At 60.2% G+C, this 23,870-nt stretch carries 23 protein-coding genes; 5 read left to right on the plus strand and 18 right to left on the minus strand.

Annotation, left to right across the window (positions count from 1 at the left end; translation table 11 throughout):
• Positions 1 to 66: 66 nt before the first annotated feature.
• The 18 genes from ISN39_RS15520 to ybgC all read right to left on the minus strand — a co-directional run bounded on the left by ISN39_RS15520 (position 67) and on the right by ybgC (position 19,221).
• Complete coding sequence (locus tag ISN39_RS15520; RefSeq protein WP_194728129.1) at positions 67 to 1,245, minus strand: phosphoserine transaminase; 1,179 nt, start codon at positions 1,243 to 1,245, stop codon at positions 67 to 69.
• A 367-nt stretch (positions 1,246 to 1,612) separates the two neighbouring features.
• Complete coding sequence (locus ISN39_RS15525) at positions 1,613 to 2,449, minus strand: outer membrane protein (RefSeq protein ID WP_194728130.1); 837 nt, start codon at positions 2,447 to 2,449, stop codon at positions 1,613 to 1,615.
• A gap of 218 nt (positions 2,450 to 2,667) precedes the next feature.
• On the minus strand, positions 2,668 to 3,000 hold the full coding sequence (locus tag ISN39_RS15530) for a cytochrome C oxidase subunit IV family protein (RefSeq protein ID WP_039846010.1): 333 nt from the start codon (positions 2,998 to 3,000) through the stop codon (positions 2,668 to 2,670).
• Positions 3,001 to 3,008: 8 nt separating this feature from the next.
• Entirely contained in the window at positions 3,009 to 3,731 is a 723-nt protein-coding gene (locus ISN39_RS15535; RefSeq protein ID WP_194728131.1) for a heme-copper oxidase subunit III family protein, read from the minus strand.
• Positions 3,732 to 3,741: 10 nt separating this feature from the next.
• On the minus strand, positions 3,742 to 4,449 hold the full coding sequence (locus tag ISN39_RS15540) for a cytochrome c oxidase subunit 3 (RefSeq protein ID WP_194728132.1): 708 nt from the start codon (positions 4,447 to 4,449) through the stop codon (positions 3,742 to 3,744).
• Positions 4,446 to 6,224 (minus strand): cytochrome c oxidase subunit I, encoded by a 1,779-nt coding sequence (gene ctaD / locus ISN39_RS15545; protein WP_194728133.1) that lies wholly within the window; start codon positions 6,222 to 6,224, stop codon positions 4,446 to 4,448. The genes ISN39_RS15540 and ctaD overlap by 4 nt, the downstream gene beginning before the upstream one ends.
• A gap of 31 nt (positions 6,225 to 6,255) precedes the next feature.
• Positions 6,256 to 7,080 carry a cytochrome c oxidase subunit II gene (locus tag ISN39_RS15550; RefSeq protein ID WP_074069586.1) on the minus strand — a complete coding sequence of 275 codons (825 nt, stop codon included), beginning with the start codon at positions 7,078 to 7,080 and terminating at the stop codon, positions 6,256 to 6,258.
• A gap of 145 nt (positions 7,081 to 7,225) precedes the next feature.
• Positions 7,226 to 7,612: a cytochrome c family protein gene (locus ISN39_RS15555; RefSeq protein WP_074069587.1), complete on the minus strand. Its 387-nt coding sequence runs from the start codon at positions 7,610 to 7,612 to the stop codon at positions 7,226 to 7,228.
• Between the two features lie 235 nt (positions 7,613 to 7,847).
• Positions 7,848 to 9,200: a phosphoglucosamine mutase gene (glmM, locus tag ISN39_RS15560; RefSeq protein WP_194728134.1), complete on the minus strand. Its 1,353-nt coding sequence runs from the start codon at positions 9,198 to 9,200 to the stop codon at positions 7,848 to 7,850.
• A 242-nt stretch (positions 9,201 to 9,442) separates the two neighbouring features.
• Entirely contained in the window at positions 9,443 to 11,374 is a 1,932-nt protein-coding gene (ftsH, locus tag ISN39_RS15565) for an ATP-dependent zinc metalloprotease FtsH (protein ID WP_022715750.1), read from the minus strand.
• Positions 11,375 to 11,472: 98 nt separating this feature from the next.
• Positions 11,473 to 12,834, minus strand: coding sequence for a tRNA lysidine(34) synthetase TilS (gene tilS, locus ISN39_RS15570; protein WP_194728135.1), 1,362 nt, complete (start codon positions 12,832 to 12,834; stop codon positions 11,473 to 11,475).
• Positions 12,835 to 12,844: 10 nt separating this feature from the next.
• Complete coding sequence (gene ybgF / locus ISN39_RS15575; protein ID WP_074069590.1) at positions 12,845 to 13,864, minus strand: tol-pal system protein YbgF; 1,020 nt, start codon at positions 13,862 to 13,864, stop codon at positions 12,845 to 12,847.
• Positions 13,865 to 14,026: 162 nt separating this feature from the next.
• Positions 14,027 to 14,554: a peptidoglycan-associated lipoprotein Pal gene (gene pal, locus ISN39_RS15580; RefSeq protein ID WP_074069591.1), complete on the minus strand. Its 528-nt coding sequence runs from the start codon at positions 14,552 to 14,554 to the stop codon at positions 14,027 to 14,029.
• 155 nt (positions 14,555 to 14,709) lie between these two features.
• On the minus strand, positions 14,710 to 16,020 hold the full coding sequence (gene tolB, locus ISN39_RS15585) for a Tol-Pal system beta propeller repeat protein TolB (RefSeq protein WP_039846976.1): 1,311 nt from the start codon (positions 16,018 to 16,020) through the stop codon (positions 14,710 to 14,712).
• A 21-nt stretch (positions 16,021 to 16,041) separates the two neighbouring features.
• On the minus strand, positions 16,042 to 17,169 hold the full coding sequence (locus ISN39_RS15590; protein ID WP_074069592.1) for a hypothetical protein: 1,128 nt from the start codon (positions 17,167 to 17,169) through the stop codon (positions 16,042 to 16,044).
• 8 nt (positions 17,170 to 17,177) lie between these two features.
• Positions 17,178 to 17,633 (minus strand): protein TolR, encoded by a 456-nt coding sequence (tolR, locus tag ISN39_RS15595; protein ID WP_022715756.1) that lies wholly within the window; start codon positions 17,631 to 17,633, stop codon positions 17,178 to 17,180.
• 19 nt (positions 17,634 to 17,652) lie between these two features.
• Positions 17,653 to 18,372 carry a protein TolQ gene (gene tolQ / locus ISN39_RS15600; RefSeq protein WP_022715757.1) on the minus strand — a complete coding sequence of 240 codons (720 nt, stop codon included), beginning with the start codon at positions 18,370 to 18,372 and terminating at the stop codon, positions 17,653 to 17,655.
• 393 nt (positions 18,373 to 18,765) lie between these two features.
• Positions 18,766 to 19,221, minus strand: coding sequence for a tol-pal system-associated acyl-CoA thioesterase (gene ybgC / locus ISN39_RS15605; RefSeq protein WP_194728136.1), 456 nt, complete (start codon positions 19,219 to 19,221; stop codon positions 18,766 to 18,768).
• A gap of 115 nt (positions 19,222 to 19,336) precedes the next feature.
• On the opposite strand from ybgC, the gene ISN39_RS15610 reads away from it, so the two are divergent.
• The 5 genes from ISN39_RS15610 to ISN39_RS15630 are packed head-to-tail and all read left to right on the plus strand — an operon-like array spanning position 19,337 to position 23,794.
• On the plus strand, positions 19,337 to 20,557 hold the full coding sequence (locus ISN39_RS15610; protein WP_194728137.1) for an NAD-dependent epimerase/dehydratase family protein: 1,221 nt from the start codon (positions 19,337 to 19,339) through the stop codon (positions 20,555 to 20,557).
• A 2-nt stretch (positions 20,558 to 20,559) separates the two neighbouring features.
• Complete coding sequence (locus ISN39_RS15615) at positions 20,560 to 21,417, plus strand: glycosyltransferase (RefSeq protein ID WP_194730231.1); 858 nt, start codon at positions 20,560 to 20,562, stop codon at positions 21,415 to 21,417.
• A complete protein-coding gene (locus ISN39_RS15620) occupies positions 21,414 to 22,313 on the plus strand; it encodes an NAD(P)-dependent oxidoreductase (protein WP_074069595.1) in 900 nt (299 codons plus the stop codon). The genes ISN39_RS15615 and ISN39_RS15620 overlap by 4 nt, the downstream gene beginning before the upstream one ends.
• Before the next feature lie 56 nt (positions 22,314 to 22,369).
• Positions 22,370 to 22,966, plus strand: a complete 597-nt coding sequence (locus tag ISN39_RS15625) for a 5-formyltetrahydrofolate cyclo-ligase (protein ID WP_074070417.1) — start codon at positions 22,370 to 22,372, stop codon at positions 22,964 to 22,966.
• A gap of 3 nt (positions 22,967 to 22,969) precedes the next feature.
• Complete coding sequence (locus ISN39_RS15630) at positions 22,970 to 23,794, plus strand: TIGR00282 family metallophosphoesterase (RefSeq protein WP_194728138.1); 825 nt, start codon at positions 22,970 to 22,972, stop codon at positions 23,792 to 23,794.
• The last annotated feature ends 76 nt before the right edge of the window (positions 23,795 to 23,870 follow it).

Here is a 23,870-nt window from a genome sequence, read left to right on the forward strand (position 1 = left end):
AAGTGTTCAGCGATGATAAATGAATGCGGAGGCCCCGCTCAGTGAGCGGAGCCGGATGCGATCACGTCAGGCAGCAGCCTGGGAAAGCGTCGCCTTCTGCGTCTCGAAGGCCCAGGAGATCCAGGGCATCAGCTTCTGCATGTCGGCGGTTTCGATCGTGGCGCCTGCCCAGATACGGAGGCCCGAGGGCGCGTCGCGATAATGGCCGATGTCGTAGGCGACACCTTCCTTCTCGAGCAGCGAGACGATGCCCTTGGCAAAATTCGCCTGGCCGTCGGCGTCGAGTGCCGCAACATCCTTGTCGACGATCTTCAGGCAGACCGACGTATTAGACGCGGTCTCCGGCTTCACCGCCAGGTTGGCGATCCAGTCGTTGGCCGCAACGAAATCGGCTATGACCTTGGCATTCGCATCGGCACGCGCCATCAGCGCCCTGAGGCCGCCGAGCTGCTTTGCCCAAAAAAGTGCATCGAGATAGTCCTCGACGCAGAGCATCGAAGGCGTGTTGATCGTCTCGCCCTGAAAAATGCCTTCGGAGAGCTTGCCGCCGGAAGTCATGCGGAAGATCTTCGGCAGCGGCCAGGCCGGCGTATAGGTCAGCAGGCGCTCAACCGCGCGCGGTGAAAGGATGATGACACCATGCGCGCCCTCGCCGCCGAGAACCTTCTGCCAGGAAAAGGTGACGACATCGAGCTTGGCGAAATCGAGGTTCTGCGCAAAAGCGGCAGACGTCGCGTCGCAGATCGTCAGTCCCTTGCGGTCGGCAGGGATGAAATCACCGTTCGGAACGCGAACGCCCGAGGTGGTACCGTTCCAGGTGAAGACCACGTCGCGGTCGAAATCGACGGAGGCAAGGTCTGGCAGCTCGCCGTAACCGGCTTCGAGCTTGCGGACGTCCTTGAGCTTCAGTTGCTTGACGACATCAGTGACCCAGCCGGCGCCGAAGCTTTCCCAGGCGAGCATGTCGACGCCGCGCTCACCGAGCAGCGACCAGAGCGCCATTTCAACGGCGCCGGTATCGGAAGCCGGAACGATGCCGATGCGGTAATCCGCCGGCACTTCCAGGACTTCGCGGGTAAGATCGATGGCTTGCTTCAGCTTTGCCTTGCCGACTTTCGCGCGGTGCGAACGGCCGAGAGCCGCGTCAGAAAGGGCATCGAGCGTCCAACCGGGGCGCTTTGAGCAGGGGCCAGAAGAGAAATGAGTATTTTGCGGACGTACGTCCGGCTTTGCGGTCTTCGCCATGTGCTATCCTTCCAGATAGATAGCTCCTCGTTGGGGAGGAGTGTCCCGCCGCCGTGGATATAGATGACGCGCATTATAGTCAACGTGGAAGTGTCGCATCCGGAGGATTTTTTGACGCAGGCGCGATCAAGACCGCTTCATCCATGCGGGGGCCGACAGGGGGAGAACGACCCGAAGAAAGCTGTCCTATGCTAGTGCGATAAGATATCGGCAGTCCCAGCTTTCGACCTGAAGACCCGCGTAGGCGCACTTGATGCGCAGACAATGGCACACCTCGAAAGTAGACTTCTGAACGTACTTAATCTGCACCCATGACGAAAAAAGCCGCCCCAACGGGCGGCTTTCGATCAGTAGCTGAGACTGCGGATCACTTGTAGACCGACGGCTGCAGCGGAATTTCCGGCGGCGGCTCGTAGCTTGCCTGCTGGCAACCGCCGAAGAGGTAACGGGCGCCGACGCGGGCTTCATGAACATTGAAGCCCTTGTCCCGGCCAGGACCACCATTGCTCGCGTAACCGAACATGCTGCCGCCGTCGACATGCAGGAAGCGATAGCCGACATCCGCCTTGACATTACAAGTGACGTCGATCGAGGCGCCGGCCATCAGCGCGTAGCTAAAGCGCCAGTTGCCGCGGCCGCCATGGATCACTTCGTCATCGCAACCGCCGCCATCATCCTGGCAGGAGACGTTACGAAGATTTTTCCATTTGACATAGGTACCGCCGATGCCACCGCCGACATAAGGCGTGAAGACGCCGTAAGTGCCGAGGTCGACATAGGCATTCGCCATCAGCGTCCAGGCCGTGAGCGACGAGACGTCGCGAGACGTGCAGGCCTCGAGTGGGTCGCCGCACAGGCCGGTCGTTGAGCCGCGGAAATCAGCCTTGGTCAGGTAGTCGAGCGTAAGGTCGGTGCGGAAGTAATTGTTGATCTGGTAACCAACGCCGCCGCCGACCGTCCAGGAGTCGCGTAGCTCGGCCTTGTCGAAATCGACCTCATTGGCGTTGCTTCCCTGGAAGTAGCGGGCCCCGCGCATGTCGGTGAAGCCGTAGCCGACATCGCCGCGCAGATACCAGCCGGTCGATTCAGTTACCGTGACTTCCGGCGGCATTTCCGGCGCGGGCTCGATAGGAGCGAGATCGGCGGCGAAAGCATTTGATGTGACAAGCAATGCGGCAAAGATGCCGGACAAGCTTCTTTTCATGATCCACTCCAAAATCCAGTTGCATCGGCAGAGCGGACCCCCTGCCAATCTGAAAGGCTTTGCATGGATAATGAATTGGAAACGTTAAAAGCTGCTTAACTGTAAAAATTAACTACGTTTTTTGCCAAGCAACATGGCTGAGCAACCCGTTGAAGTTAACGGAAACATGTCGAAGCCAAACAATTCTTCGATCTTCTAAGGTTCGACAAGTGATCGCGTCAGAGGCCCACACTGGAGAAGGTCAGCCGCGTGAAGATCGTATAGTTCGATTCCGAGACCATCATGGCGACGAAAACAAGCACCAGAACCGGCGGCACCAGGATTGCATAGACAAGTGCCAGCCGCTCCCACGCCATGTGCATGAAGACGGCGACGATCAGTCCTGCCTTCAGCACCATGAAGAACAGGATCAGGAACCACCGCGCATAGCCCTGGATGGCGAAATAGTCGACCAGGTACGAGAAGGTGCTGAGGACGAAAAGCAACCCCCAGACCAGGAGATAGAGCTTGACGGGGTGTTGTTGTCCGGAATGCGTTTGCGCATGTGCCATGGCAGTCCTCACCACAAATAGAAGAATGCGAAGATGAACACCCAGACGAGATCGACGAAGTGCCAGTAGAGACCCATGATCTCAACGATCTCGTAATCACCCTTGCGGCTGGTAAAAAAGCCCCGCCGCTCCGTGTCGAAATCACCGCGCCAGACCTTGCGGGCGACGATCAGAAGGAAAATCACGCCGAAAGTGACATGGGTGCCGTGGAATCCGGTGATCATGAAGAACGACGAACCGAATTGCGCCGCACCCCAGGGATTCTCCCAGGGCCGTACGCCTTCCGAGATCAGTTTCGTCCATTCGAACGCCTGCATGCCGACGAATGTCGCGCCGAGAACCGCTGTCAACAGCATCAGGGCAGCCGTCCGTCCGCGTTCGCGGCGATATCCAAAATTGACAGCCATCGCCATCGTGCCGGAACTGCTGATGAGGACGAAGGTCATGATGGCGATCAGAATCAGCGGCAATTCCTGCCCACCGATATGAAGCGCGAAGACCTCGCTGGGATTCGGCCAATCGACAGGCGTAGACATGCGCGCGGTCATATAGGCAAGCAGAAAGCAGCCGAAGACGAAGGTGTCGCTGAGGAGGAAGATCCACATCATGGCCTTCCCCCACGAGACGTTCTTGAACGCCCGCTGGTCGGAAGACAGATCGGCCGCGATCCCACGCAGGCCTTCGGGCCGCTCGAGTGTTCCGCCGGTTTGCGCTTGCGTATATTCAGCCATCCTTCATCCCTCACGAAATCAGCTGGCGGCAGAGATCGACGAAATCATTCGCCCAGCCGGCAAAGAGTGCGAAGAGAACCACCCAGACGAAAAGCATGAAATGCCAGTAGACGGCGCAGAGCTCGAGGCTGAGGTGCAGCCTGCGGGCAGGGAAACGACCGTCGAAGGCCCTGCCCGTCGTGCGGCCGAGCACCGCCAGACCGCCCAGAATGTGCAGGCCGTGCAGGCCGGTCAGCATGTAGAAGAAGCTGTTGGCAGGATTGTCGGCAAGCACGTAACCGGCCGCCGCCAGCTCCCGCCACGCCATCACCTGTCCAGCGAGAAAGAGGAATGCCGTCGCCAACCCCAAAAGGAGCGCAACCCGCATGATGTCGCTACGACCGCGGCGTGCCTCGCCCTTTGCCCATTCGAGCGCGACGCTGCTGAGCGCAAGCGCGGCGGTGTTGACCCAGAGCAGCCGGGGAATGGGCGTCGCCCACCAGTCGGCTGCCGCCATGCGCATGAAGTAGGCGCTGATCAGAAGCGCAAAGAGCGCGCCAACTACGGCGAGGAAAATGCCGAGCCCGACCCTTGCGGGCGCGATCGGCAATCGCTTTTGGCCAGCCGACTCGGTCACCAGTCCCACTTCCAGCCACGGCTTGGATGTCAGCCGGTGCTGGGTCATCCACCAGAGGACGATGACGGCGATGACCGCCAGGAAGATCATCATGACGCTCATGAAGCTGCTCCCGCCGCCGTCCGGGCGGTGCCCGGATCATTCTGCGCAAGGAAGTCCTCGCTATTGCCTGGCACGCTGTAATCATACGCCCAACGGTAGACCACCGGCAGTTCCTTGCCCCAGTTGCCATGCACCGGTGGGGTCTGCGGCGTCTGCCATTCCAGCGTTGTCGCACGCCACGGATTGCCGCCGGCTTCCCGGCCTCTGAAAAGGCTCCAGACCAGATTGAACAGGAAGACGATCTGCGCTGCCCCGACAATCAGCGCGGCAGCGGTGATGAAAACGTTCAGCGTATCGGCGGACGGCGGAACGAAAGCCGTCTCGCCCATCTCGTAATAGCGGCGCGGCACGCCCACCAAGCCGAGATAGTGCATGGGAAAGAAGATCGCATAGGTGCCGATGAACGTGGTCCAGAAATGGATGTGCCCCAGCGTCTCGTCCAGCATGCGTCCGGTCACCTTCGGATACCAATGATAGATCGCACCGAAAATGACCAGGATCGGTGCCACGCCCATCACCATGTGAAAATGCGCCACGACGAACATCGTATCGGACAAAGGCACGTCGACGACCACATTGCCGAGGAACAGCCCCGTCAGGCCGCCATTGACGAAAGTCAGAATGAAGGCGAGCGCAAAAAGCATCGGCAGCGTCAGGTGGATATCGCCGCGCCAGAGCGTCAGCACCCAGTTATAGACCTTGATGGCGGTCGGTACCGCAATGATGAGCGTCGTGACGGCAAAGAAGAAGCCGAAATTCGGGTTCATGCCGCTGACATACATGTGATGCGCCCAGACGATGAAGCTGAGCGCCCCGATGATCAGGATCGCCCAGACCATCATGCGGTAGCCGAAGATATTCTTTCGCGCATGCGTGCTAATGAGATCGGAGACGATCCCGAAGGCGGGAAGCGCCACGATATAGACCTCGGGATGTCCGAAAAACCAGAAGAGATGCTGGAAAAGGATCGGACTGCCGCCACCCTGCTGCAGCTGCGTGCCCATCTCCACGATGGCAGGCATGAAGAAGCTTGTCCCGAGCAGCCGGTCGAACAGCATCATCACGGCGGCAACGAAAAGTGCGGGAAAGGCAAGCAGCGCCATGACCGTCGCGGTGAAAATTCCCCAGACCGTCAGTGGCATGCGCATCAGCGTCATGCCGCGCGCGCGTCCCTGCAGCACGGTCACGACATAATTCAGGCCGCCCATCGTGAAGCCGATGATGAACAGGATCAGCGACGACAGCATGAGAATGATGCCCCAGTCCTGTCCCCCCGGCGTGCCCGAAAGAATGGCTTGCGGCGGATAGAGCGTCCAGCCGGCCCCGGTTGGTCCGCCGGGCGCGAAAAATCCGGCGACGAGCACAAGCACGGCGAGCAGATAAATCCAGTAACTCAGCATGTTGGCATAGGGAAACACCATGTCCCTGGCGCCGAGCATCAGGGGAATGAGGTAGTTGCCGAAACCGCCGAGAAACAGTGCGGTGAGGAGATAGATTACCATGATCATGCCATGCATGGTGATGAACTGGTAATAGTGCTCCGCGTCGATGAAAGCGAAGTAACCGGGAAAGGCAAGCTGCAGGCGCATCAACCAGGACAGGACGAGCGCGACGAAACCGATCGCCATCGCCGTCACCGAGTATTGGACGGCAATGATCTTGGCATCCTGGCTGAAGACATATTTCGTCCACCAGCTCTTTGGATGGTAAAGTTCCACATCTTCGACTTCTGCAGGCGGGATGACCTCCTCGGCGCCCGATCGAATATCGACCATGATATGTCCGTCCTCCCTGTTCCTCCGATAGTTACTGCGCCTGTTCTGCCGGCTGCGCTTCCCCCGATGCCAGCATCTGCGTGAATGTCGTCTGCTCCGCCAGCCAGGCCTGGTAGGCGACCTCCTCATCGATCATGACCGTTCCGCGCATTTGCGAATGCCCGACGCCGCACAGCTCGGCGCAAAGGATTTCGAACGTTCCCGTGCGCGTCGGCGTAAACCAGAAATAGGTCACCATGCCGGGGATCATATCCATCTTTGCCCGGAACTCAGGCACGTAGAAATCATGAAGCACGTCGATCGAACGAAGCAGGACCTTGACCGGTTTGCCGATCGGCAGGTGCAATTCACCTCCCTCGACGATCACGTCATCGAGCCCTGCGGTGTCGTTCTTGTTCAGGCCAAGGGGATTTTCCGGACTGACCTCACGGGTATCGGCTTTCCCCAGCCGTCCGTCTGCGCCCGGCATCCGGAAACTCCACTGCCACTGTTGAGCGACGACCTCGATCTGGTGCGCATCGGCGGGCACGGTGATGAACTGGTTCCACACGACGAGCCCGGGCGCAAGCATCGCGGCAACCCCGACGGAGGTCACCACCGCAAGCCATATCTCCAGCCGCCTGTTTTCCGGCTCATAGGCGGCCCGGTTTCCGGGTTTGTGCCGGAACCGGAATACGCAATAGGCCATGAAGGAACCCACCGCCACGAACACCAGACCGGTGATCGCAAAGGTGATCAGCAGGGTGTCGTCGATGTAGCTCCAGTTGGAGGCGATCGGCGTCCACCACCACGGGCTCAGCAAATGGAACACGACGGATCCCACGACCAGCAGAACCAGAACCAGCACGATAGCCATTGCCTGCTCCTTGAACCGTGACTTGCCACAGGGCGAAATCCGCAATCCGTCGGTGTATTTTTAGCATTATCTCACGAACAAGTCGTGTGGACAATGATGACGGCGAAAGCGACGCTGCGGTGACCGTCAGGCATTCGCATCACATCTATTGGGAAAACTGCTTGAGGTAAGCGATGAGATTGTTGATCTCGCTGTCGTTCTTCAGCCCGGCAAACACCATCTTCGTTCCCTTTATCTTCCCCTTGGGATCATGGAGATAGTCGCGCAGTGTTGCCTCGTCCCAAACGAGCCCGCCCTCGCCTGCTTTCTTCATTGCCGGAGAATAGCTGAAATTCGGATGCGTCGCCGCCTTCCTGCCAAGAATCCGGTTCAGCGACGGACCGACCTTGTTCTTGTCCGTATCGGCTACATGACATATGGCGCATTTTTTGAAAACAGTAGCGCCCGCCGTGGCATCGCCCTCCTGGGCATTCACGCCAAAAGCAGGAAGCATGGCAACACATAAGCCGGCTAAAAGAACGCGATACCGCATGACAACCCAATCCTCCCAGGTTGCCTGAAACGACGGCCGGCGCCATCTTTCTATCGCAATATGGCTTGCCGTGTTGTCGCCGCTGCAGGCGGGTGACACTTGTGCGATCAAGAAAAAGCTATGCCTCCACGCCGATAAGTCAATTCATCCAATAAGATTGTGCTGAAGCGAATGACGCGGGCATAAAAAAAGCCGGCGCATTGGCACCGGCTGTGATCGATCATCGACGGCAGAACTAAGCGGCGGTACGTACGCCCGAGATCGTGCCGATCAGCTCGTTGACAATGCGCTCGATCTGCGCCCGGTCGTCGCCCTCCGCCATGACGCGGATCAGCGGTTCGGTGCCGGAGGGGCGGATGACGAGGCGGCCGTTCTTGGAAAGCTCGGCTTCCGCATCGGCGATTGCCTGCTGCACCTGCAGGTCTTCCAGCGGCTTGCCGCCGGAAATTCGGACATTGCGCAGAAGCTGCGGCACCGGCTCGAAGCGGCGGCAGACTTCGCTGACGGTCTTGCCAGTGCGCTTGACGGCAGCAAGAATCTGCAGCGCGGCAACAAGGCCATCGCCGGTCGTGCCGTAGTCCGAGAGCACGATATGTCCGGACTGTTCGCCGCCGACGTTGAAATTGTGCTGGCGCATGTGCTCGACGACATAGCGGTCGCCGACCTTGGTGCGGGCAAGACCCATCCCCTTGCCTTCGAGAAAGCGTTCGAGGCCGAGGTTCGACATCACGGTCGCAACGATGCCGTTGCCGCGAAGCTGCTGGTTCTCCGCCCAGGTTTCGGCGATCACCGCCATCAGCTGGTCGCCGTCGATCATCGTGCCGTTTTCATCCACGATGATGACGCGATCGGCGTCGCCATCGAGCGCGATACCGATATCGGCCCGCACTTCGTCGACCTTCTTCTGCAGAGCGACGGGGCTGGTGGAACCGCAGTTGAGATTGATGTTGATGCCGTTCGGCTCGTTGCCGATCGTAACGACATCGGCGCCGAGTTCCCAAAGCACGGCCGGTGCCACTTTATAGGCGGCACCATTGGCGCAGTCGATCGCAATCCTCAGGCCCTGCAGCGTGACATCGCGCGGCAGCGTGCGCTTCGCATGCTCGATGTAGCGGTCATGCACGCCATCGATGCGCTTGGCACGGCCGATGTCGTCAGATTTGGCAAGTTGCGTGTGGAGATCCTTCTCCATCAAGTCTTCGATCTGTATTTCGATATCGTCGGAAAGCTTGTAGCCGTCGGGGCCGAAGAGCTTGATGCCATTGTCCTCGTATGGATTGTGCGAGGCGGAAATCATGACGCCGATATCGGCACGCAGCGAACGTGTCAGCATGGCGACGGCGGGCGTCGGAATCGGGCCAAGAACGAATGCATCGAGACCTGCGGCCGTGAAGCCCGCCACCATGGCATTTTCCAGCATATAGCCGGAGAGACGCGTGTCTTTGCCGATGACCACGCGATGGCGGTGATTGCCGCGGCGGAAGATCGTACCGACTGCAATGCCGACCCGCATCGCCAGATCCGGCGTCATCGGGAAGATATTCGACTGCCCGCGAATGCCGTCTGTGCCGAAGTAACGTCTTTTCATATGCTCCCCTATGCTTTCAGCGCGCCAAGAAGGCAGCGCGTTGCGCCAAGCAATTCAGGCCACAGAGACGACTCGCCCCAATACAAAGCCTCATTGCGGCCTCTTCATGATAGCGGCATGCCACAAATCCTAGGCGCCATCACGTAAATTACCAAGAAAATTTATTATATCCCGTTACCGACGGAAAAAAGGCCGGATCTTCTGCTGGAAAATCCGGCCTTGTTCGTTCGAGTTGCTTTCCGTCAATGCGGCTGGGGTTCGAGCCCTGCTTCCGGCTCGTCGCCCTTGGAAGCCGGGCGTGCGCCGGCTTTCGGCACGGCCGAGCCGCGGCTCGGCGGCGAATCGTCGCCAAGGTCGCGAGCGGGCTTTTCACCGCGCAGCAGCGCCTTGATTTCCTCGCCGGTCAGCGTTTCGTACTCAAGCAAGCCTTCGGCAAGCGCGACGAAATCGTCGTGCTTTTCGGTGAGGATATCGCGCGCCTGCGTGTATGCCTCGTCAATAAGCCGACGCACTTCGTTGTCGATCTTTTGAGCCGTGGCCTCCGAAACGTTCTTCGATTGCGATACGGAATGGCCGAGGAAGACCTCCTGCTGGTTTTCGCCATAGGCAACCTGACCGAGCTGGTCGGAAAAGCCCCACTGCGTGACCATGGCGCGGGCAAGCTTGGTGGCCTGCTCGATATCCGAAGACGCACCGGAGGTGATGTTCTCCTTGCCGAAGGTGAGTTCTTCCGCAACGCGGCCGCCCATCATGATGCAGAGGCGCGAGACCATCCACTTATAGCTCATCGAGTAGCGGTCGCCTTCGGGCAGCTGCATGACCATGCCGAGTGAACGGCCGCGCGGAATGATCGTTGCCTTGTGCAGCGGATCGGCGACGGCGACGTTGAGCGCCGTGATCGCATGGCCGGCTTCGTGATAGGCCGTGAGCTTCTTTTCCGCTTCGGTCATCGCCGAAGAGCGGCGCTCGGCGCCCATCATGATCTTGTCCTTGGCGTCTTCGAACTCCTGCATGGTGACGACGCGCTTGTTGCGGCGTGCGGCCATCAGGGCGGCTTCGTTGACGAGGTTCATCAGGTCAGCACCGGAGAAGCCGGGCGTACCGCGGGCTAGAACCTTGAGGTCGACATTCGGCGCCAGCGGAACGTTGCGGGCATGTACCTTGAGGATGCGCTCGCGGCCGACGATATCCGGGTTCGGAACGACAACCTGACGGTCGAAACGGCCCGGACGCAGCAGCGCGGGGTCGAGAACGTCAGGGCGGTTGGTCGCGGCGATCAGGATGATGCCTTCATTGGCCTCGAAGCCGTCCATCTCGACCAGCAACTGATTGAGCGTCTGTTCGCGTTCGTCGTTACCACCGCCGAGACCGGCGCCACGATGGCGGCCGACGGCGTCGATTTCGTCGATGAAGATGATGCATGGCGCATTCTTCTTCGCCTGCTCGAACATGTCGCGGACGCGACTTGCGCCGACGCCGACGAACATTTCGACGAAGTCGGAACCCGAGATGGTGAAGAACGGAACGTTGGCTTCGCCGGCAACGGAGCGGGCGAGCAGCGTCTTACCGGTACCCGGAGGGCCGACAAGCAGCACGCCGCGCGGGATCTTGCCGCCGAGGCGCTGGAACTTCTGCGGATCGCGCAGGAATTCGACGATTTCTTCCAAGTCCTGCTTGGCTTCGTCGACGCCTGCGACGTCATCGAAGGTGACGCGGCCATGCGCCTCCGTGAGCAGCTTGGCCTTCGATTTGCCGAAGCCCATCGCGCCGCGCGAGCCGCCTTGCATCTGCCGCATGAAGAACAGCCAGACGCCGAGAATGAGCAACATCGGCAGCAGCGTGCCGAGATAGCTCAGGAAGCCTGACGAACCATCGGTTTCAGGCCGGGCCGAAACCAGGACATTCTTCGACTGCAGGCGCTCGAGCAGGTTGTCATCTATGACAGGAGAATAGGTCTGGAAGGTGGTGCCGTTTTCAACATAGCTTCCCGACACACGGTTGCCCGTGACGACGACTTCCTTGACGCGGCCCGCATCGACCTCACGCAGGAACTGCGAATAGGGTATGTCGCGCGAGCCGGTCTGCGCCGGCGTCGTCTGGAACATGCTGAAAAGGGCAATCAGCAGAAGCGCTATGATTGCCCACAAGGCGAAATTACGTAAGTTAGGGTTCATTGAACTCCCCAGCACTGCAACAACCGCCTCATGGCAGCCGTCTTATTTGGCTTCTAACATAGGGTTGCGCTGTGCCGTTGCCAAGGCGATACACTCTGTCAGATGGCTTTTCCGTCAATAAGACCTAAAGGCGGGCTTGGATAGGGGCGCATTCCAAAAGCCGCCGCGAGGCTTTCAGCAAAGATGAGATCAAATCGTGTCAAAAAGCGGTCGAACAGCGCAAAATACCGCGTGAGAGTGACATCCGGATGAGAATTCATGCACGAGTTCGCGTCAGCGGCGACTGAAATGCGTGGCTGAGCTGCCAAGGCCCGCTTGAGCGCAGCTTTGGGCAAATGCGCCACCCGCCGTGGCTGGATTGCCGTGCCAAGCACGGGAATGAGGGAGGGGTTGGCGGGCCGTGCGATAACCGTCAGATCGAACGATGAGCTATTCTCGACAACAAACCGGCCATCCCAAATGCCGCGCTGTCCGGGCGCAACGAGCAGTGGCAAGATGCCGCGGCTTTCGCGGGCAAGGTAAAGGCCGTCGCGTCTTAGATCGAAAACCACTCGGCTTGCGGTCATGCGTCCGGGCGTGCCGGCGGTTACGAAACCGAGAATGCGATCCATCTGCATGCGGCCTGGCGCAAAGCGCTGTCCGCCGAAAACGGCCGCAAGACGGCCGAGCGCATAACCGAGCACGTCCAGGGGCGCCTCAAGTCCATCTCTCTCCACGCAGCCCAGCCCTTCGCACGCAAGGGCAAAATGACGGCCGAGCCATAGGGCCGCCTGCCGTGAAAGCTCCAAGCGGGCGTCGGCGCCGTAAGCTTCTGCCTCCGGGGCGCCCTCACCGGCCAATGCCGCGCGCGTCCGCACGCGCTCATATTTAAGATCCTCATTGCTTGGATCATCGAGCCACGGCACGGCGCGGGCCGAGAGAAATGCGCGGATATCGGCGCGCAGGCACGAAAGAAACGGCCGGGCGATCCAGACCCGGCGCTCAAAGAGAACGGCATCGGCGATCCCGGTGGAGGGGTTGTCGCTGCGCGCGCCGCGCATCGCTCGCGTCTCCCGCTGATCGTCCAGCGTATGCGCCGTCACGATGAGATTAGCGCCAAGTTCCGCCGCGGCATCTGCGAGCAGTTCGTAACGTGCCTCGCGGGCGGCCGCCATGATGCCGGTTTTTGGTTTGGGATCGCGCCAGACACGGATCCCGTGGGCAATGCCGAACGATTTGCATAAGGCTGCGACATGGCGCGCCTCATCTGCCGATTCTGCGCGCAGATCGTGGTCGATCGTGGCGGCGCATAGGGAAATTTGGGAACTGGGTTCGGCCTTCAGCGCTTCAAAAAATGCAAGAAGCAGACCGGTCGAATCGCTGCCGCCGGAGATCGCGACGAGAATACGCGTCGGGCTGGCAAGCGAACGGAGAAAGCGGCGGGCCGCTGCCTCGGGCGAAAGCACGGTTTCCGGAGACAAACCGGAAGCCTCAGCAGGAGAGGCGCTTTTGTTCGCTCGCGACCTTGCTTATGACAGCGCGCGAAGCCTTCGGGTAACGCTTGGTGACTTCCTTGAGCGTCGCACAGGCGGTGTCGTTATTGTCGAGTGCTGCCAGCGACATGCCGAGCTTCAGCAGCATTTCGGGCGCCTTTTCGGACGAGCCGTATTTCTTGTGGGCATTCAGGAAGGTCTTGGCGGCCTCATTGAACTTGCCCTGGGAATAGAGCGCTTCGCCCAGCCAGAAGTTGGCATCGGCAGCCCGAGCGCTTCCCGGATACTGCGCGATATACCGGGTGAACTGCTCTTCAGCAATCGCGTAATCGCCGGAAAGGACGTGACCGTAAGCGGCCTTGTACTGATCGGTCTCGCTGCCGAGAGATGCGGTCTGCTGCGGCGACGTCCCGGCATTCACGTCGGGAAGCGGCGCTGAACCGACCTCCGCGTTCTCATTCACGCTGCCGCCGATCGGATTGCCGTTCTGATCGAACTGGATCGAGCCCAGCTGCTGCGGCGGCCGACCGAAACCGCTGTCCGACGGAACGTCGTTGGAGGGAGCCCTTTCGGCTCCCTGTGGTGTTTCGATGATCGTCGCGACATCGTCGTTCTGGCGCTGGGGACGTGCATCGGCCTGCCCGGAAGCCGGAGGCTGCAGATCGGCCTCGCTCTTCTTCGTGTTGCCCTTCGATCCAGCGGCACCGCCGCTCTTTTCCAGATCCTGGAAGCGGAATTCGTTGTCTTCCTGCGTCTTGCGCAGCGATTCCTGCATCTGCAGGATCTGGAAGCTCATTTCCTCGATGCGGCCGTTCAGCTGGCGCAGCTGCTCTTCGAGTTGCTGCACGCGCATTTCCGCGCTGCTGCTCTGCACGTTGACGGCCGGCGGCGTCTGCGTCTGGCTCTGCGCAGGCTTGCCGCCAAAGTTCATGCCGAGAAACGAAGCGGAATAAGCCGCTCGCTCGGTTCCGGTAACGGCCGCGAGGCAGAGCAAGCCTGCCACGACAAGTTTCTTCATAGGTTTCGTCCTGTCCCAGTGATTCTTCGCGCCTGGATGGCACGAACAGGAGATTTTTCCAATTACCTTCAAAAAGCAACGGAGTCTGGCCAAAGTGTGTTCAAAAAGAAAAGGCGGCCCGCGAAGGAGCCGCCTTTTCACAACACAATATATTTGAAAGGATTACATACCGGCGCCGCCGAGAACAGTGACTGCACGGCGGTTCTGCGACCAGCAGGAAATATCGTCGCAGACGGCGACCGGACGTTCCTTGCCGTAGGAGATCGTCTTCATGCGCTGCGCCGGAACGCCGCGCGAAGAAAGGTAATCCTTGGTGGCGGCAGCACGGCGGGCGCCGAGAGCGAGGTTGTATTCGCGCGTGCCGCGCTCGTCGGCATGGCCTTCGACGGTGATCGCATAGTTCGGGTAGCGAGCCAGCCACTGTGCCTGGCGGTCGAGTGTCTGGGCAGCGTCGGCACGGATCGAGGTCGAGTCAGTGTCGAAGAAGATGCGGTCGCCGACGTTGACGGTGAAGTCCTGAGCCGAACCCGGCGTTGCGGCACCTGCACCGAGGCCGAGCTCGCCAGCGCTGTTCGGCGTCTTCTTGTTGGCGCAGCCAGCAAGCGCCAGACCGGCAACGAGTGCGATCATGACAGGGTTGCGGGCGAAATTCTGCATGCGGCTCATTGCCGGGGTGTGAATTCGGCTCATGGCCGGGTCTCCTTGCGATTTATCAGGGTTGCCGGACTGTAACCGTACTGGGTTAATCGGCGCTCAAGAAGTATGGTTAATAATTTGTTGATTGTCCCTGCATCGGCCAATTCCAGCACTTTGCGGCGACAAGAAGGCGAAATCCGGCTCATCCACTACTCAAGCAGCGGCGACCAGGCCGGGTCGGATGCGTAGGTCGGCGTCTTGATGGCCTGCTCGTTGTAACCCGTCAGATCGATCGAATAGAGCTGCGGGCCGCCTGCACCGGCGGGCTGGCGGAAGAACATCAGCACACGCCCGTTCGGCGCCCAGGTCGGGCCTTCGTTGTGGAAACCCGTCGTCAGGATGCGCTCGCCCGAACCGTCCGGCTTCATCACGCCGATCGAGAATTTCCCGCCCGATTGCTTGGTGAAGGCGATCAGGTCGCCGCGTGGCGACCAGACCGGCGTCGAATAATTGCCGTCGCCGAAGGAGATACGCGTCTGGCCGGAGCCGTCGGCATTCATCACGTAAATCTGCTGCTTGCCGCCGCGGTCGCTTTCGAAAACGATCCGGCCGCCATCCGGCGAATAGGATGGCGAGGTATCGATCGCGGCTGTCGACGTCAGGCGCGTCGTCGTGCGCGACCGCAGATCCATCGTGTAGATATTGGCGTTACCTTCCTGCTGAAGGCTCATCACCACTTTTTGGCCATCCGGCGAAAAGCGCGGCGAAAAGGTCATGCCCGGGAAGTTGCCGACAACTTCACGCTGTCCGGTTTCGAGCTGCAGCAGGTAGACGCGCGGCTGCTGGTTGGCGAAGGACATGTAGGTCACTTCCTGCCGGTTCGGCGAGAAGCGCGGCGTCAGAACGAGGTCGCTGCCATCCGTCAGCGTGCGCACGTTGAAGCCGTCCTGGTCCATGATCGCGAGTTGGCGTTTGCGCTGCTGCTTCGTGCCAGACTCGGAGACAAAGACGACGCGGGTATCGAAATAGCCCTCTTCGCCGGTGATCTGCTTATAGATCGCGTCGGCAATGATGTGGGCAACGCGGCGCCAGTTTTCCGGCTGCGTGTAGAATTGCTGGCCGGTCATCTGCTGACCGGCGAAGGAATCCCAGAGACGGAACTCGGCGCGAAGTCGGCCATCGCCTTCCTGCGTGACGCGGCCGGTGACGAGCGCCTGCGCGTTGATGACCTTCCAGTCCTCGAAACGCGGAGCGGCATCGGGGTTGGAAATCTTCTCGATGAAGGCGTTTTTGTTGATCGGCGCAAAGAGGCCGGAGCGCTGCAGATCGGCGGCGATCACCTGAGAGACCTGCGCGCCCATGTCGCCCTGCAGGAAATCGGTAATGGCGATCGGCAGCGGCTCGACGTTACCCTTGTTGATGTTGATCTCGACAAGCGCGTGCGCAGGCGTCGCGATAGCCGCCGTCACAGCCATGCCGAGAGCCACCATGAAGGCGCGGATGAGGGAACACTTGGTCATGAGGAGCAAGCCTTTCAGCATTTAAAGGGCCATCTGACTGGGATCGAAGTTCACGATGACTTCGCTCCACGCGTCATATTTGTCTTTCGGAAGGTTGGTGAACGGCGCAGACCGTTTGACGGCACGATAGGCACCGCCTGCAAGTGCACGGCGTGTGGATTCGTTGCCGCCGGTCGCTTCGACCTCGGGATCTCCGATGATCTCGCCATTCTCGTCCAGCTTCATGTGGACGGTGATGCGGACCTGGTCCATGTCCGCAAGGCCGGGAATGATCTGCCAGTTGCCGGCGATCGCATTACGCAGCGCATCCATCTCGCTCATGCTGAGCTTGGCGCCGGTGTTATTCGACTTCTTGGCACCCAGAGAAGCGACTTCGGTCGAGCGCTTGGCGCCGCCGTTGGAAGGCTCCTGCTTGTTCAGCAGTGCTGCGATGTCGTCGGCGTTGAAATCGCTCTGCTTCGAGGACGAGGCCTTCGCCTTTTCCTGGGCCTTGTCGGCTTTCTTCTTGTCCGGCTGCTTGTCAGCCGTCTTCTGCTGGTCCTGCGTTTTTTCCGGCGGCTTTTCAGCGGGTTTCTGCTCGGGCGGCTTCACCTGCGGCTTGGCCACCGGCGTCGGAACATTGTCCGGCAGCGCTTCGGCTTCCGGCTTCGGCGGCTCGGCCTGTTCGGCAGGCATTTCTTCCGGCTTCGGCGGCGTCGGCGCAATTTCCGGCTTGGTTTCTGGAATCGATGCGACTTCCTTCGGCTCATCGACCACCGTGTCCTCCTTCATGATCTCCTTCACCTCGTTGGGGACGGGATCATTCTGGGGAAGCGGCTTCTCGGCGGCTTTCGGCGCGGCAGTGCTTTCGTTGTTGTTGGGCTTGGCGTTCGGGATCGGCGGCGTCTTCAGATCGATCTTGTTGTCGCCGAGGTTTTCGGCGTCTGCAACATCAGCGGGTTTTGACGTCGGCTTCGGCGCCGGCTTGTCGTTGGGCTTTGCCGTCTTGTCACCCTGCTGCATCTGGGTGATGGATTCGACCGGCACCAGATCGACCGGCATCGCTTCGAAATCATCGACCTTGAACGATTCCGGCGAACCAATGGTCACCAGAGCCGCGGCGAGCACCAAGCCGTGCAGAACAGCAGATGTGACGACACTGGTCTTCATCTTGCTTTCTACTGGTCCTTCTTCTGCTGCGTGACCAGACCGATATTCTTGAAGCCCGCGCCCTGGATGCGCGCCATGACGTCGGCGATCACGCCGTAGGGCGCCGTCGCATCGCCACGCACAAAGATGCGTTCATTGTAGCCGGTGGTCGCGATCGCTTCGAGCTTGGCGGCGATCTCTTCGGCCGGGATCGGCGTTTCCTGCAGGAACACCGCACCGTCGTTCTTGACGGAAATGGTGATCGGCTGCGTTTCGGAATTGAGCGCCTTGGCCTGCGTTTCCGGCAGGTCGATCGGCACGCCGACGGTCATCATCGGGGCCGCCACCATGAAGATGATGAGCAGCACGAGCATGACGTCGACGAGCGGCGTCACGTTGATCTCGGAAATAACACCCTTGTTCCGGCCACCACGGCGGCGGCGTCCTCCGCCTCCGCCGTTATTGCCTCCAACAGCCATACCCATGATCGTGTACTCCGTTGGTTTACTGTGCGGCCTGACGCGGCTGCAGCTTCTCGTCGATCTGGCGCGAAAGTATGGCGGAGAATTCGTCCGCAAAGCCTTCCATGCGGCCAGAGAGTTTGCCGGCATCCGCGGAGAACTTGTTGTAGGCGATAACCGCCGGGATAGCGGCAACGAGGCCGATCGCAGTGGCGAGAAGCGCCTCGGCGATACCGGGTGCAACGACCGCGAGATTGGTCGACTTCGATCCGGCGATTGCCTGGAACGAAGTCATGATACCGACGACCGTACCGAAGAGACCGATGAACGGACCGGCCGAACCGATCGTCGCGAGCGACCCGAGGCGGGCGGAAAGATATTCGGTTTCACGGGCGAGCGTCACATCCATTGCCCGGTCGATACGCATCTGCAGGCCGATCGGCGAGCGTGCGCCGCGCTCGAAGGACTTCTTCCACTCGCGCATGGCTGCGACGAAGATCGAAGCAAGCCCGGTATTGTTGCGTTCGGAAAGTGTCCTGTAGAGCTCTTCCAGCGACTGACCCGACCAGAAAACCTGTTCGAACTTGTCGAACTGGCGCCGGGCGCGCCCATAGGCCAGATATTTGTCGATGACGATTGCCCAGGTCCAGACGGAGGCTGCGATCAGCCCGAGCATGACCAGCTTGACGACGATGCCTGCCTGCATGAACAGCGACCAGAGGCTGACGTCGGCCGTTGCTGCTGCCAATCCTACTTGTTCCATTTATCAAAATCCCCGAATCCAAACGCCCGGTGCTTGACCGGGCGGCACAGAAAGTGATCTCGCAAGAATTGCCTGGCGACCGCCGCCCAAAGCCCTGGTCAAGCTTAAAGCTCTTCTTCCGCCTTCCTTGCCGTCAAATTTGGTCAAAGGAAGGCGTGCACCGCACAATCTCTGACTTTCAGAGTAAGACACTATTATGGTTAATAGATCGTTAGTGCCAGAGTATGACGGCAAAGCTTTACCAGCTGAATTTTTCTTCCCGGCTTGGCACGAAGAGACCGAAGTCCGACGACGGAATACCGCGCAATCCTTGCAGCGCCGGATTCCTTCACATGAAAGTCATGTTTTTGCAAGGCTTGCGTTTGGTCATTTTGGCATGTCTGGGATGCACTTTCAGCCCTCCTGCGTCTCGATTTGCATCTGCTTTGCCAGCGCCTCGGGCAACCGCCGCGGTCTTCCCTTCGCGTTGATGACGGCAATGATGACCTTGGCGGCGATAAGCGGCGTCTCGCCACGGCGGATGTCCTGTTGCAGCACCATCTTCGCGCCGCCTGCCTTCTCGGTGCGCGTGACGATGGTGAGAACATCATCCATGCGCGCCGGATTCCTGAAGTCGATCTCCATGCGGTGAACGACGAAAACGAGCCCTTCCTCGTCGGCGGTGATCAGCTCGCGCTGCTCGACGCCCAGGCAGCGAAGATAGTCGGTGCGGCCGCGCTCGAGGAAATGCAGATAGCGCGCGTGATAGACGAGACCGGAGAAATCGGTGTCTTCGTAATAGACGCGCTGGATCAGTTGGTGCCCCGTCTGCGTCAGCGCGCCAGAAATCGAAAAGCCGTTATCCGCCATAATTTTCTCCAAACTCGCATGCCTGTTGGCGAGGCGCAGCAATGCCCTAGCTTTGAACAATCGTCACAGTACTTGAGTATTCCCGATAGTGGATGAACATGCAGGAGGCAATGCGATGAAGATTGCGGTGATGGGCGGAGATGGGTTCATTGGCTGGCCGACATCGCTGCATCTCTCAGACGCGGGGCACGACGTCCACATTCTCGACAATCTCTCGCGGCGCTGGATCGACACCGAACTCGGCGTGCAATCGCTGACGCCGATGGATTCCATTCAGGAGCGAACCCGCATCTGGCATGCCGAAACCGGGCGGCGCATCCATTTCAATCTGATCGACCTCGCCAAGGATTACGAGCTTCTCAAGAATTGGCTTGCCGAAAACCGGCCGGACGCCATCGTCCATTTCGCCGAGCAGCGCGCGGCACCCTATTCGATGAAGAGTGACCGGCACAAGAACTACACCGTCAACAACAATGTCAGCGCTACGCATAACCTTTTGAATGCGCTCGTCGAATTACAGCTCGACGCTCATCTGATCCACCTCGGCACGATGGGCGTCTACGGCTATTCGACTGTCGGCGCGGCGATCCCCGAGGGCTACCTGACCGTCGGCGTCGAAACGGCGGATGGCGACATGGCGCAACAGGAAATCCTCTATCCGTCCAATCCCGGCTCGATCTACCATATGACCAAGTGCCTGGATCAACTGCTCCTGCAGTTCTATGCGAAAAACGATGCGCTGCGCATCACCGACCTGCACCAGGGCATCGTATGGGGCACACATACGGAGCAGACCTGCCGCCATCCCCAACTGATCAACCGTTTCGACTATGACGGCGACTACGGCACCGTACTGAACCGCTTTCTCATCCAGGCCGCGATCGGCTACCCGCTGACCGTGCACGGCACAGGCGGCCAGACGCGCGCCTTCATCCATATCCAGGATTCGGTTCGCTGCATCGAGCTTGCGCTGAAGAACCCGCCTGCGCGCGGCTCCCGTGTCGAGATCTTCAACCAGATGACCGAGACGCATCGGGTGCGCGATCTTGCCGAGATGATCGCCAGGATGAGCGGCGCGAAGATCGCCTGGCTTCCCAACCCGCGCAAGGAAGCGCCGGAAAACGATCTGATCGTCAGGAACGAGAAATTCCGCGATCTGGGGCTCGATCCAATCACGCTCGAGGCGGGCTTGCTCAGCGAGATCGTCGACGTCGCCAGCAAATTCGCTTACCGCGTCGACCGCTCCCGCGTTCCCGCCGTCTCCGCCTGGACGAAGGACATCGCCGCCACGATCGACCGCGACCCGGAAGGCAAGCGGCTGAAATCGGTGTCATGAGCATGGATGTGACGGAGACCGGAGCGGCCATCTCACTAGCAGAGTCGCCTCAGCGTTACGCCTACATCACCCTCGTCACGAATGCCGACTATGCCAAGGGTGCGACCGCGCTTGTGCGCTCCCTTCGGCTTACGAAAACGGCGGCCAATATCGTCGTGCTGCATACCGGCGGCGTGGATGGGATCGCGCTTGCCCCGCTTGCCGATCTTGGCTGCCGCCTCATCGCAGTCGCGCACCTGCCGCTTTCCGGCGCCTTCAACGAGCGTCATGCCCGCGGCCAGCTTCATTCCGCCGCCCCCTTCACTAAGGGCCGCAAGCCTGATTTTCATTCGCCGCTCGACAATTTCTGCAAGCTTCGCCTCTGGCAGCTGACCGAATACGAGCGCACCGTCTTCATCGATGCCGATTCCATCGTCTTGAAGAATATCGACAAACTCTTCGGCTACCCCGAATTTTCCGCAGCACCGAATGTCTATGAAACGCTTGCCGACTTCCGCCGCATGAATTCCGGCGTCTTCGTCGCAAGGCCTTCCGAGGAAACCTTTGGCCGGATGCTTGCCATGCTCGACCAGCCGGATGCCTTCTGGCGACGAACCGACCAGACCTTCCTCGAAGCCTTCTTCCCGGATTGGCACGGCCTCCCCGTCTATTTCAACATGCTGCAATATGTATGGTTCACCATGCCCGCGCTTTGGGACTGGAAGAGCATTTCGGTCCTGCATTACCAATATGAAAAGCCATGGGAGAAGGATCATCCGAAGGCGGCCAGGCTCAAGCCGCTGATCGATCTCTGGCACTCCGTCCATGCCGGCAACGACCTGCCGGACCTTGCGTCCATGATGAACCCGGAGGCGAAATGAAGGTACTGGTATCCGGCGGGACGGGCTTGGTGGGTCGCTATATCGTCGAGGAGCTGCTTGCCGCCGGATATTCGGTCATCATTGGCGGACGCCGCGCGCCATTGCCACGCCTCTTCTCCCGTCCCGTCGAATTCGCACCGCTTTCGCTCGATCCCGACAAGGACCATATCGAGGCCTTCGACGATGCCTATTTCTTCGTGCATGCCGCGCTCAGCCACCTACCCGGTCAATATCGTGGCGGCGAAGGCGATGATCCGGGCGGCTTCCGTCGCCTAAACCTCGACGGCACTGTGAAGCTCTTCGACACCGCCAGGCGCGCCGGTACCCGCCGCTGCATCTTCATCTCCAGCCGCGCCGCCTATCAGGATGCAGCGCCCGGCACTGTTCTCACCGAAGACATGCTGCCGGAGCCCGATACGCTTTACGGAGAGGCGAAGCTCGCCGGCGAGCGAGCGCTCGCCCATCTGGCCGGACCGGGCTTTGCAGCGGCCAGCTTGCGCGCCACGGGGGTCTACGGCGACTTGCTCCCGAACAAATGGACGGGTCTCATCGAGGATTATCTGAGCGGTAGGCCGGCGCCCGTTCGAGCCGGAACGGAAGTTCACGGCCGCGACCTCGGCCGCGCCGTGCGGCTGATGCTGGAGACGGAAAGCGCCCGCATATCCGGCGAGGTCTTCAATGTTTCCGATCTTCTCGCCGATACCCGCGATATCTTGTCGGTCGTGCAACAGCAAACCGGCTGTCCCAATCCTCTGCCTGCCTCGGCAGACAAGTCTGCCATCAATCGGATGAGCACCGAAAAGTTGCAAGCGCTCGGCTGGCTTCCGGGCGGCAAGGCCCTGTTCGAACAGACGGTCCGGCAACTGGTGGCCCCATTGCAGCACTTGCGACAGTAAACTCCAGCTGCTTTCACGGGATTGCAATGGCCCGCCAGCCGTTTATGGTTCGCATTATGCAGCAGACGATATCCAAAGAACTGAAAGCCCAGATGCGCGCCGAACGGCTTGCGCTGCGCGACGCAATCCCGCCAGAGACGCGGATCGAAAAAAGCCTGGCAATGGCGGAGCACGCCGGCGAGGCCGTGGCTTTCGATCCCGGCACGATCATTTCGGGCTTCATGCCCATCCGCTCGGAGGCCGATATCCGGCCGTTGATGGCGCGCTTTGAGGCACGCGGCGCCCGCCTCTGCGTTCCCGCCATCCTCGACAGGCAGACGATCGTCTTCCGTGAACTCCTGCGCAGCGCGCCGCTGGTTGCAACGGGCTTCGGCACTGCCGGACCGGGACAAGAGGCCACCGTTCTCGATCCGGAAATCATGCTCGTGCCGCTGTCGGCCTTCGACGATCGCGGCCATCGCATCGGCTATGGCGCCGGCCACTACGACCGCGCGATCGGCCGTTTGCGGCAAAAAGGCATGCATCCGAAGCTGATGGGCATTGCATTCGACTGCCAGGAAGTGGCACATGTGCCCGACGAGCCGCATGACATAAGCCTGGATGCCATCCTGACAGAAAGCGGCCTTCGCTTTTTTGCTTCTTGGATCGGATAAGGAATGCGTCTGCTTTTTCTGGGTGACATGGTCGGCAAGACGGGGCGCACGGCTGTATGGGATCGCCTGCCCGGCTTGGTTTCAGACCTGAAACTCGACTTCGTGATCGTCAACGGCGAAAATGCTGCCGGCGGTTTCGGCATCACGGAGGACATCTTCCTCGAGACGATCAACGCCGGCGCCGACGTCGTCACAACCGGAAACCACGTCTGGGACCAGAAGGAAGCGGTCGCCTTCGCGGGCCGCCACGACCAGTTCCTGCGCCCGGCGAACTATCCGCAGGGAACGCCCGGCCGCGGCTCAGGGCTCTTTTATGCGCGAAGCGGAGCACGCGTGCTCGTGGCAAACATCATGGGCCGCGTCTTCATGCATCCCGAGCTCGACGATCCCTTCAAATCCGCCGAAGCGATCCTCGATGCCTGCCCGCTGAAGGAACAAGCCGATGCGATCATCTTCGATTTCCATGCGGAGGCCACCAGCGAGAAGCAGTGCTTTGGCCATTTCGTCGATGGACGCGCCAGCTTCGTCATCGGCACGCATACCCATGTGCCGACCGCCGACCACCAGATCCTCAACGGAGGCACGGCCTATATGTCGGATGCCGGCATGTGCGGCGACTACGACTCCTCGCTTGGCATGGACAAGGAAGAGCCGCTAAACCGCTTCATATCCAAGATGCCGAAGGGACGTATGGAAGCTGCCACTGGACCTGCCACGATCTGCGGTGTTGGCGTGGAGATTTCCGACTCCACGGGGCTTGCCGAAAAGATCGCGCCGCTGCGGATTGGCCCGCGGCTTTGCGAAACCATCCCGGATTTCTGGCTCTGAGAACACCCGCCGGCAACACGCAATTGTGAGCGGCCCTGCCTGATTTCGGCTGGACCGATGCGTCCCCTTGTCGCAT

The organism is Rhizobium sp. 007 (assembly GCF_015353075.1).
Taxonomy (GTDB): domain Bacteria; phylum Pseudomonadota; class Alphaproteobacteria; order Rhizobiales; family Rhizobiaceae; genus Rhizobium.

Bases quoted from the DNA above. Each gene is read 5' to 3' on its own strand.
- ISN39_RS15520 (WP_194728129.1), bottom strand. From the start codon at position 1,245: ATGGCGAAGACCGCAAAGCCGGACGTACGTCCGCAAAATACTCATTTC.
- ISN39_RS15525 (WP_194728130.1), bottom strand. From the start codon at position 2,449: ATGAAAAGAAGCTTGTCCGGCATCTTTGCCGCATTGCTTGTCACATCA.
- ISN39_RS15530 (WP_039846010.1), bottom strand. From the start codon at position 3,000: ATGGCACATGCGCAAACGCATTCCGGACAACAACACCCCGTCAAGCTC.
- ISN39_RS15535 (WP_194728131.1), bottom strand. From the start codon at position 3,731: ATGGCTGAATATACGCAAGCGCAAACCGGCGGAACACTCGAGCGGCCC.
- ISN39_RS15540 (WP_194728132.1), bottom strand. From the start codon at position 4,449: ATGAGCGTCATGATGATCTTCCTGGCGGTCATCGCCGTCATCGTCCTC.
- ctaD (WP_194728133.1), bottom strand. From the start codon at position 6,224: ATGGTCGATATTCGATCGGGCGCCGAGGAGGTCATCCCGCCTGCAGAA.
- ISN39_RS15550 (WP_074069586.1), bottom strand. From the start codon at position 7,080: ATGGCTATCGTGCTGGTTCTGGTTCTGCTGGTCGTGGGATCCGTCGTG.
- ISN39_RS15555 (WP_074069587.1), bottom strand. From the start codon at position 7,612: ATGCGGTATCGCGTTCTTTTAGCCGGCTTATGTGTTGCCATGCTTCCT.
- glmM (WP_194728134.1), bottom strand. From the start codon at position 9,200: ATGAAAAGACGTTACTTCGGCACAGACGGCATTCGCGGGCAGTCGAAT.
- ftsH (WP_022715750.1), bottom strand. From the start codon at position 11,374: ATGAACCCTAACTTACGTAATTTCGCCTTGTGGGCAATCATAGCGCTT.
- ybgF (WP_074069590.1), bottom strand. From the start codon at position 13,864: ATGAAGAAACTTGTCGTGGCAGGCTTGCTCTGCCTCGCGGCCGTTACC.
- pal (WP_074069591.1), bottom strand. From the start codon at position 14,554: ATGAGCCGAATTCACACCCCGGCAATGAGCCGCATGCAGAATTTCGCC.
- tolB (WP_039846976.1), bottom strand. From the start codon at position 16,020: ATGACCAAGTGTTCCCTCATCCGCGCCTTCATGGTGGCTCTCGGCATG.
- ISN39_RS15590 (WP_074069592.1), bottom strand. From the start codon at position 17,169: ATGAAGACCAGTGTCGTCACATCTGCTGTTCTGCACGGCTTGGTGCTC.
- tolR (WP_022715756.1), bottom strand. From the start codon at position 17,633: ATGGGTATGGCTGTTGGAGGCAATAACGGCGGAGGCGGAGGACGCCGC.
- tolQ (WP_022715757.1), bottom strand. From the start codon at position 18,372: ATGGAACAAGTAGGATTGGCAGCAGCAACGGCCGACGTCAGCCTCTGG.
- ybgC (WP_194728136.1), bottom strand. From the start codon at position 19,221: ATGGCGGATAACGGCTTTTCGATTTCTGGCGCGCTGACGCAGACGGGG.
- ISN39_RS15610 (WP_194728137.1), top strand. From the start codon at position 19,337: ATGAAGATTGCGGTGATGGGCGGAGATGGGTTCATTGGCTGGCCGACA.
- ISN39_RS15615 (WP_194730231.1), top strand. From the start codon at position 20,560: ATGGATGTGACGGAGACCGGAGCGGCCATCTCACTAGCAGAGTCGCCT.
- ISN39_RS15620 (WP_074069595.1), top strand. From the start codon at position 21,414: ATGAAGGTACTGGTATCCGGCGGGACGGGCTTGGTGGGTCGCTATATC.
- ISN39_RS15625 (WP_074070417.1), top strand. From the start codon at position 22,370: ATGCAGCAGACGATATCCAAAGAACTGAAAGCCCAGATGCGCGCCGAA.
- ISN39_RS15630 (WP_194728138.1), top strand. From the start codon at position 22,970: ATGCGTCTGCTTTTTCTGGGTGACATGGTCGGCAAGACGGGGCGCACG.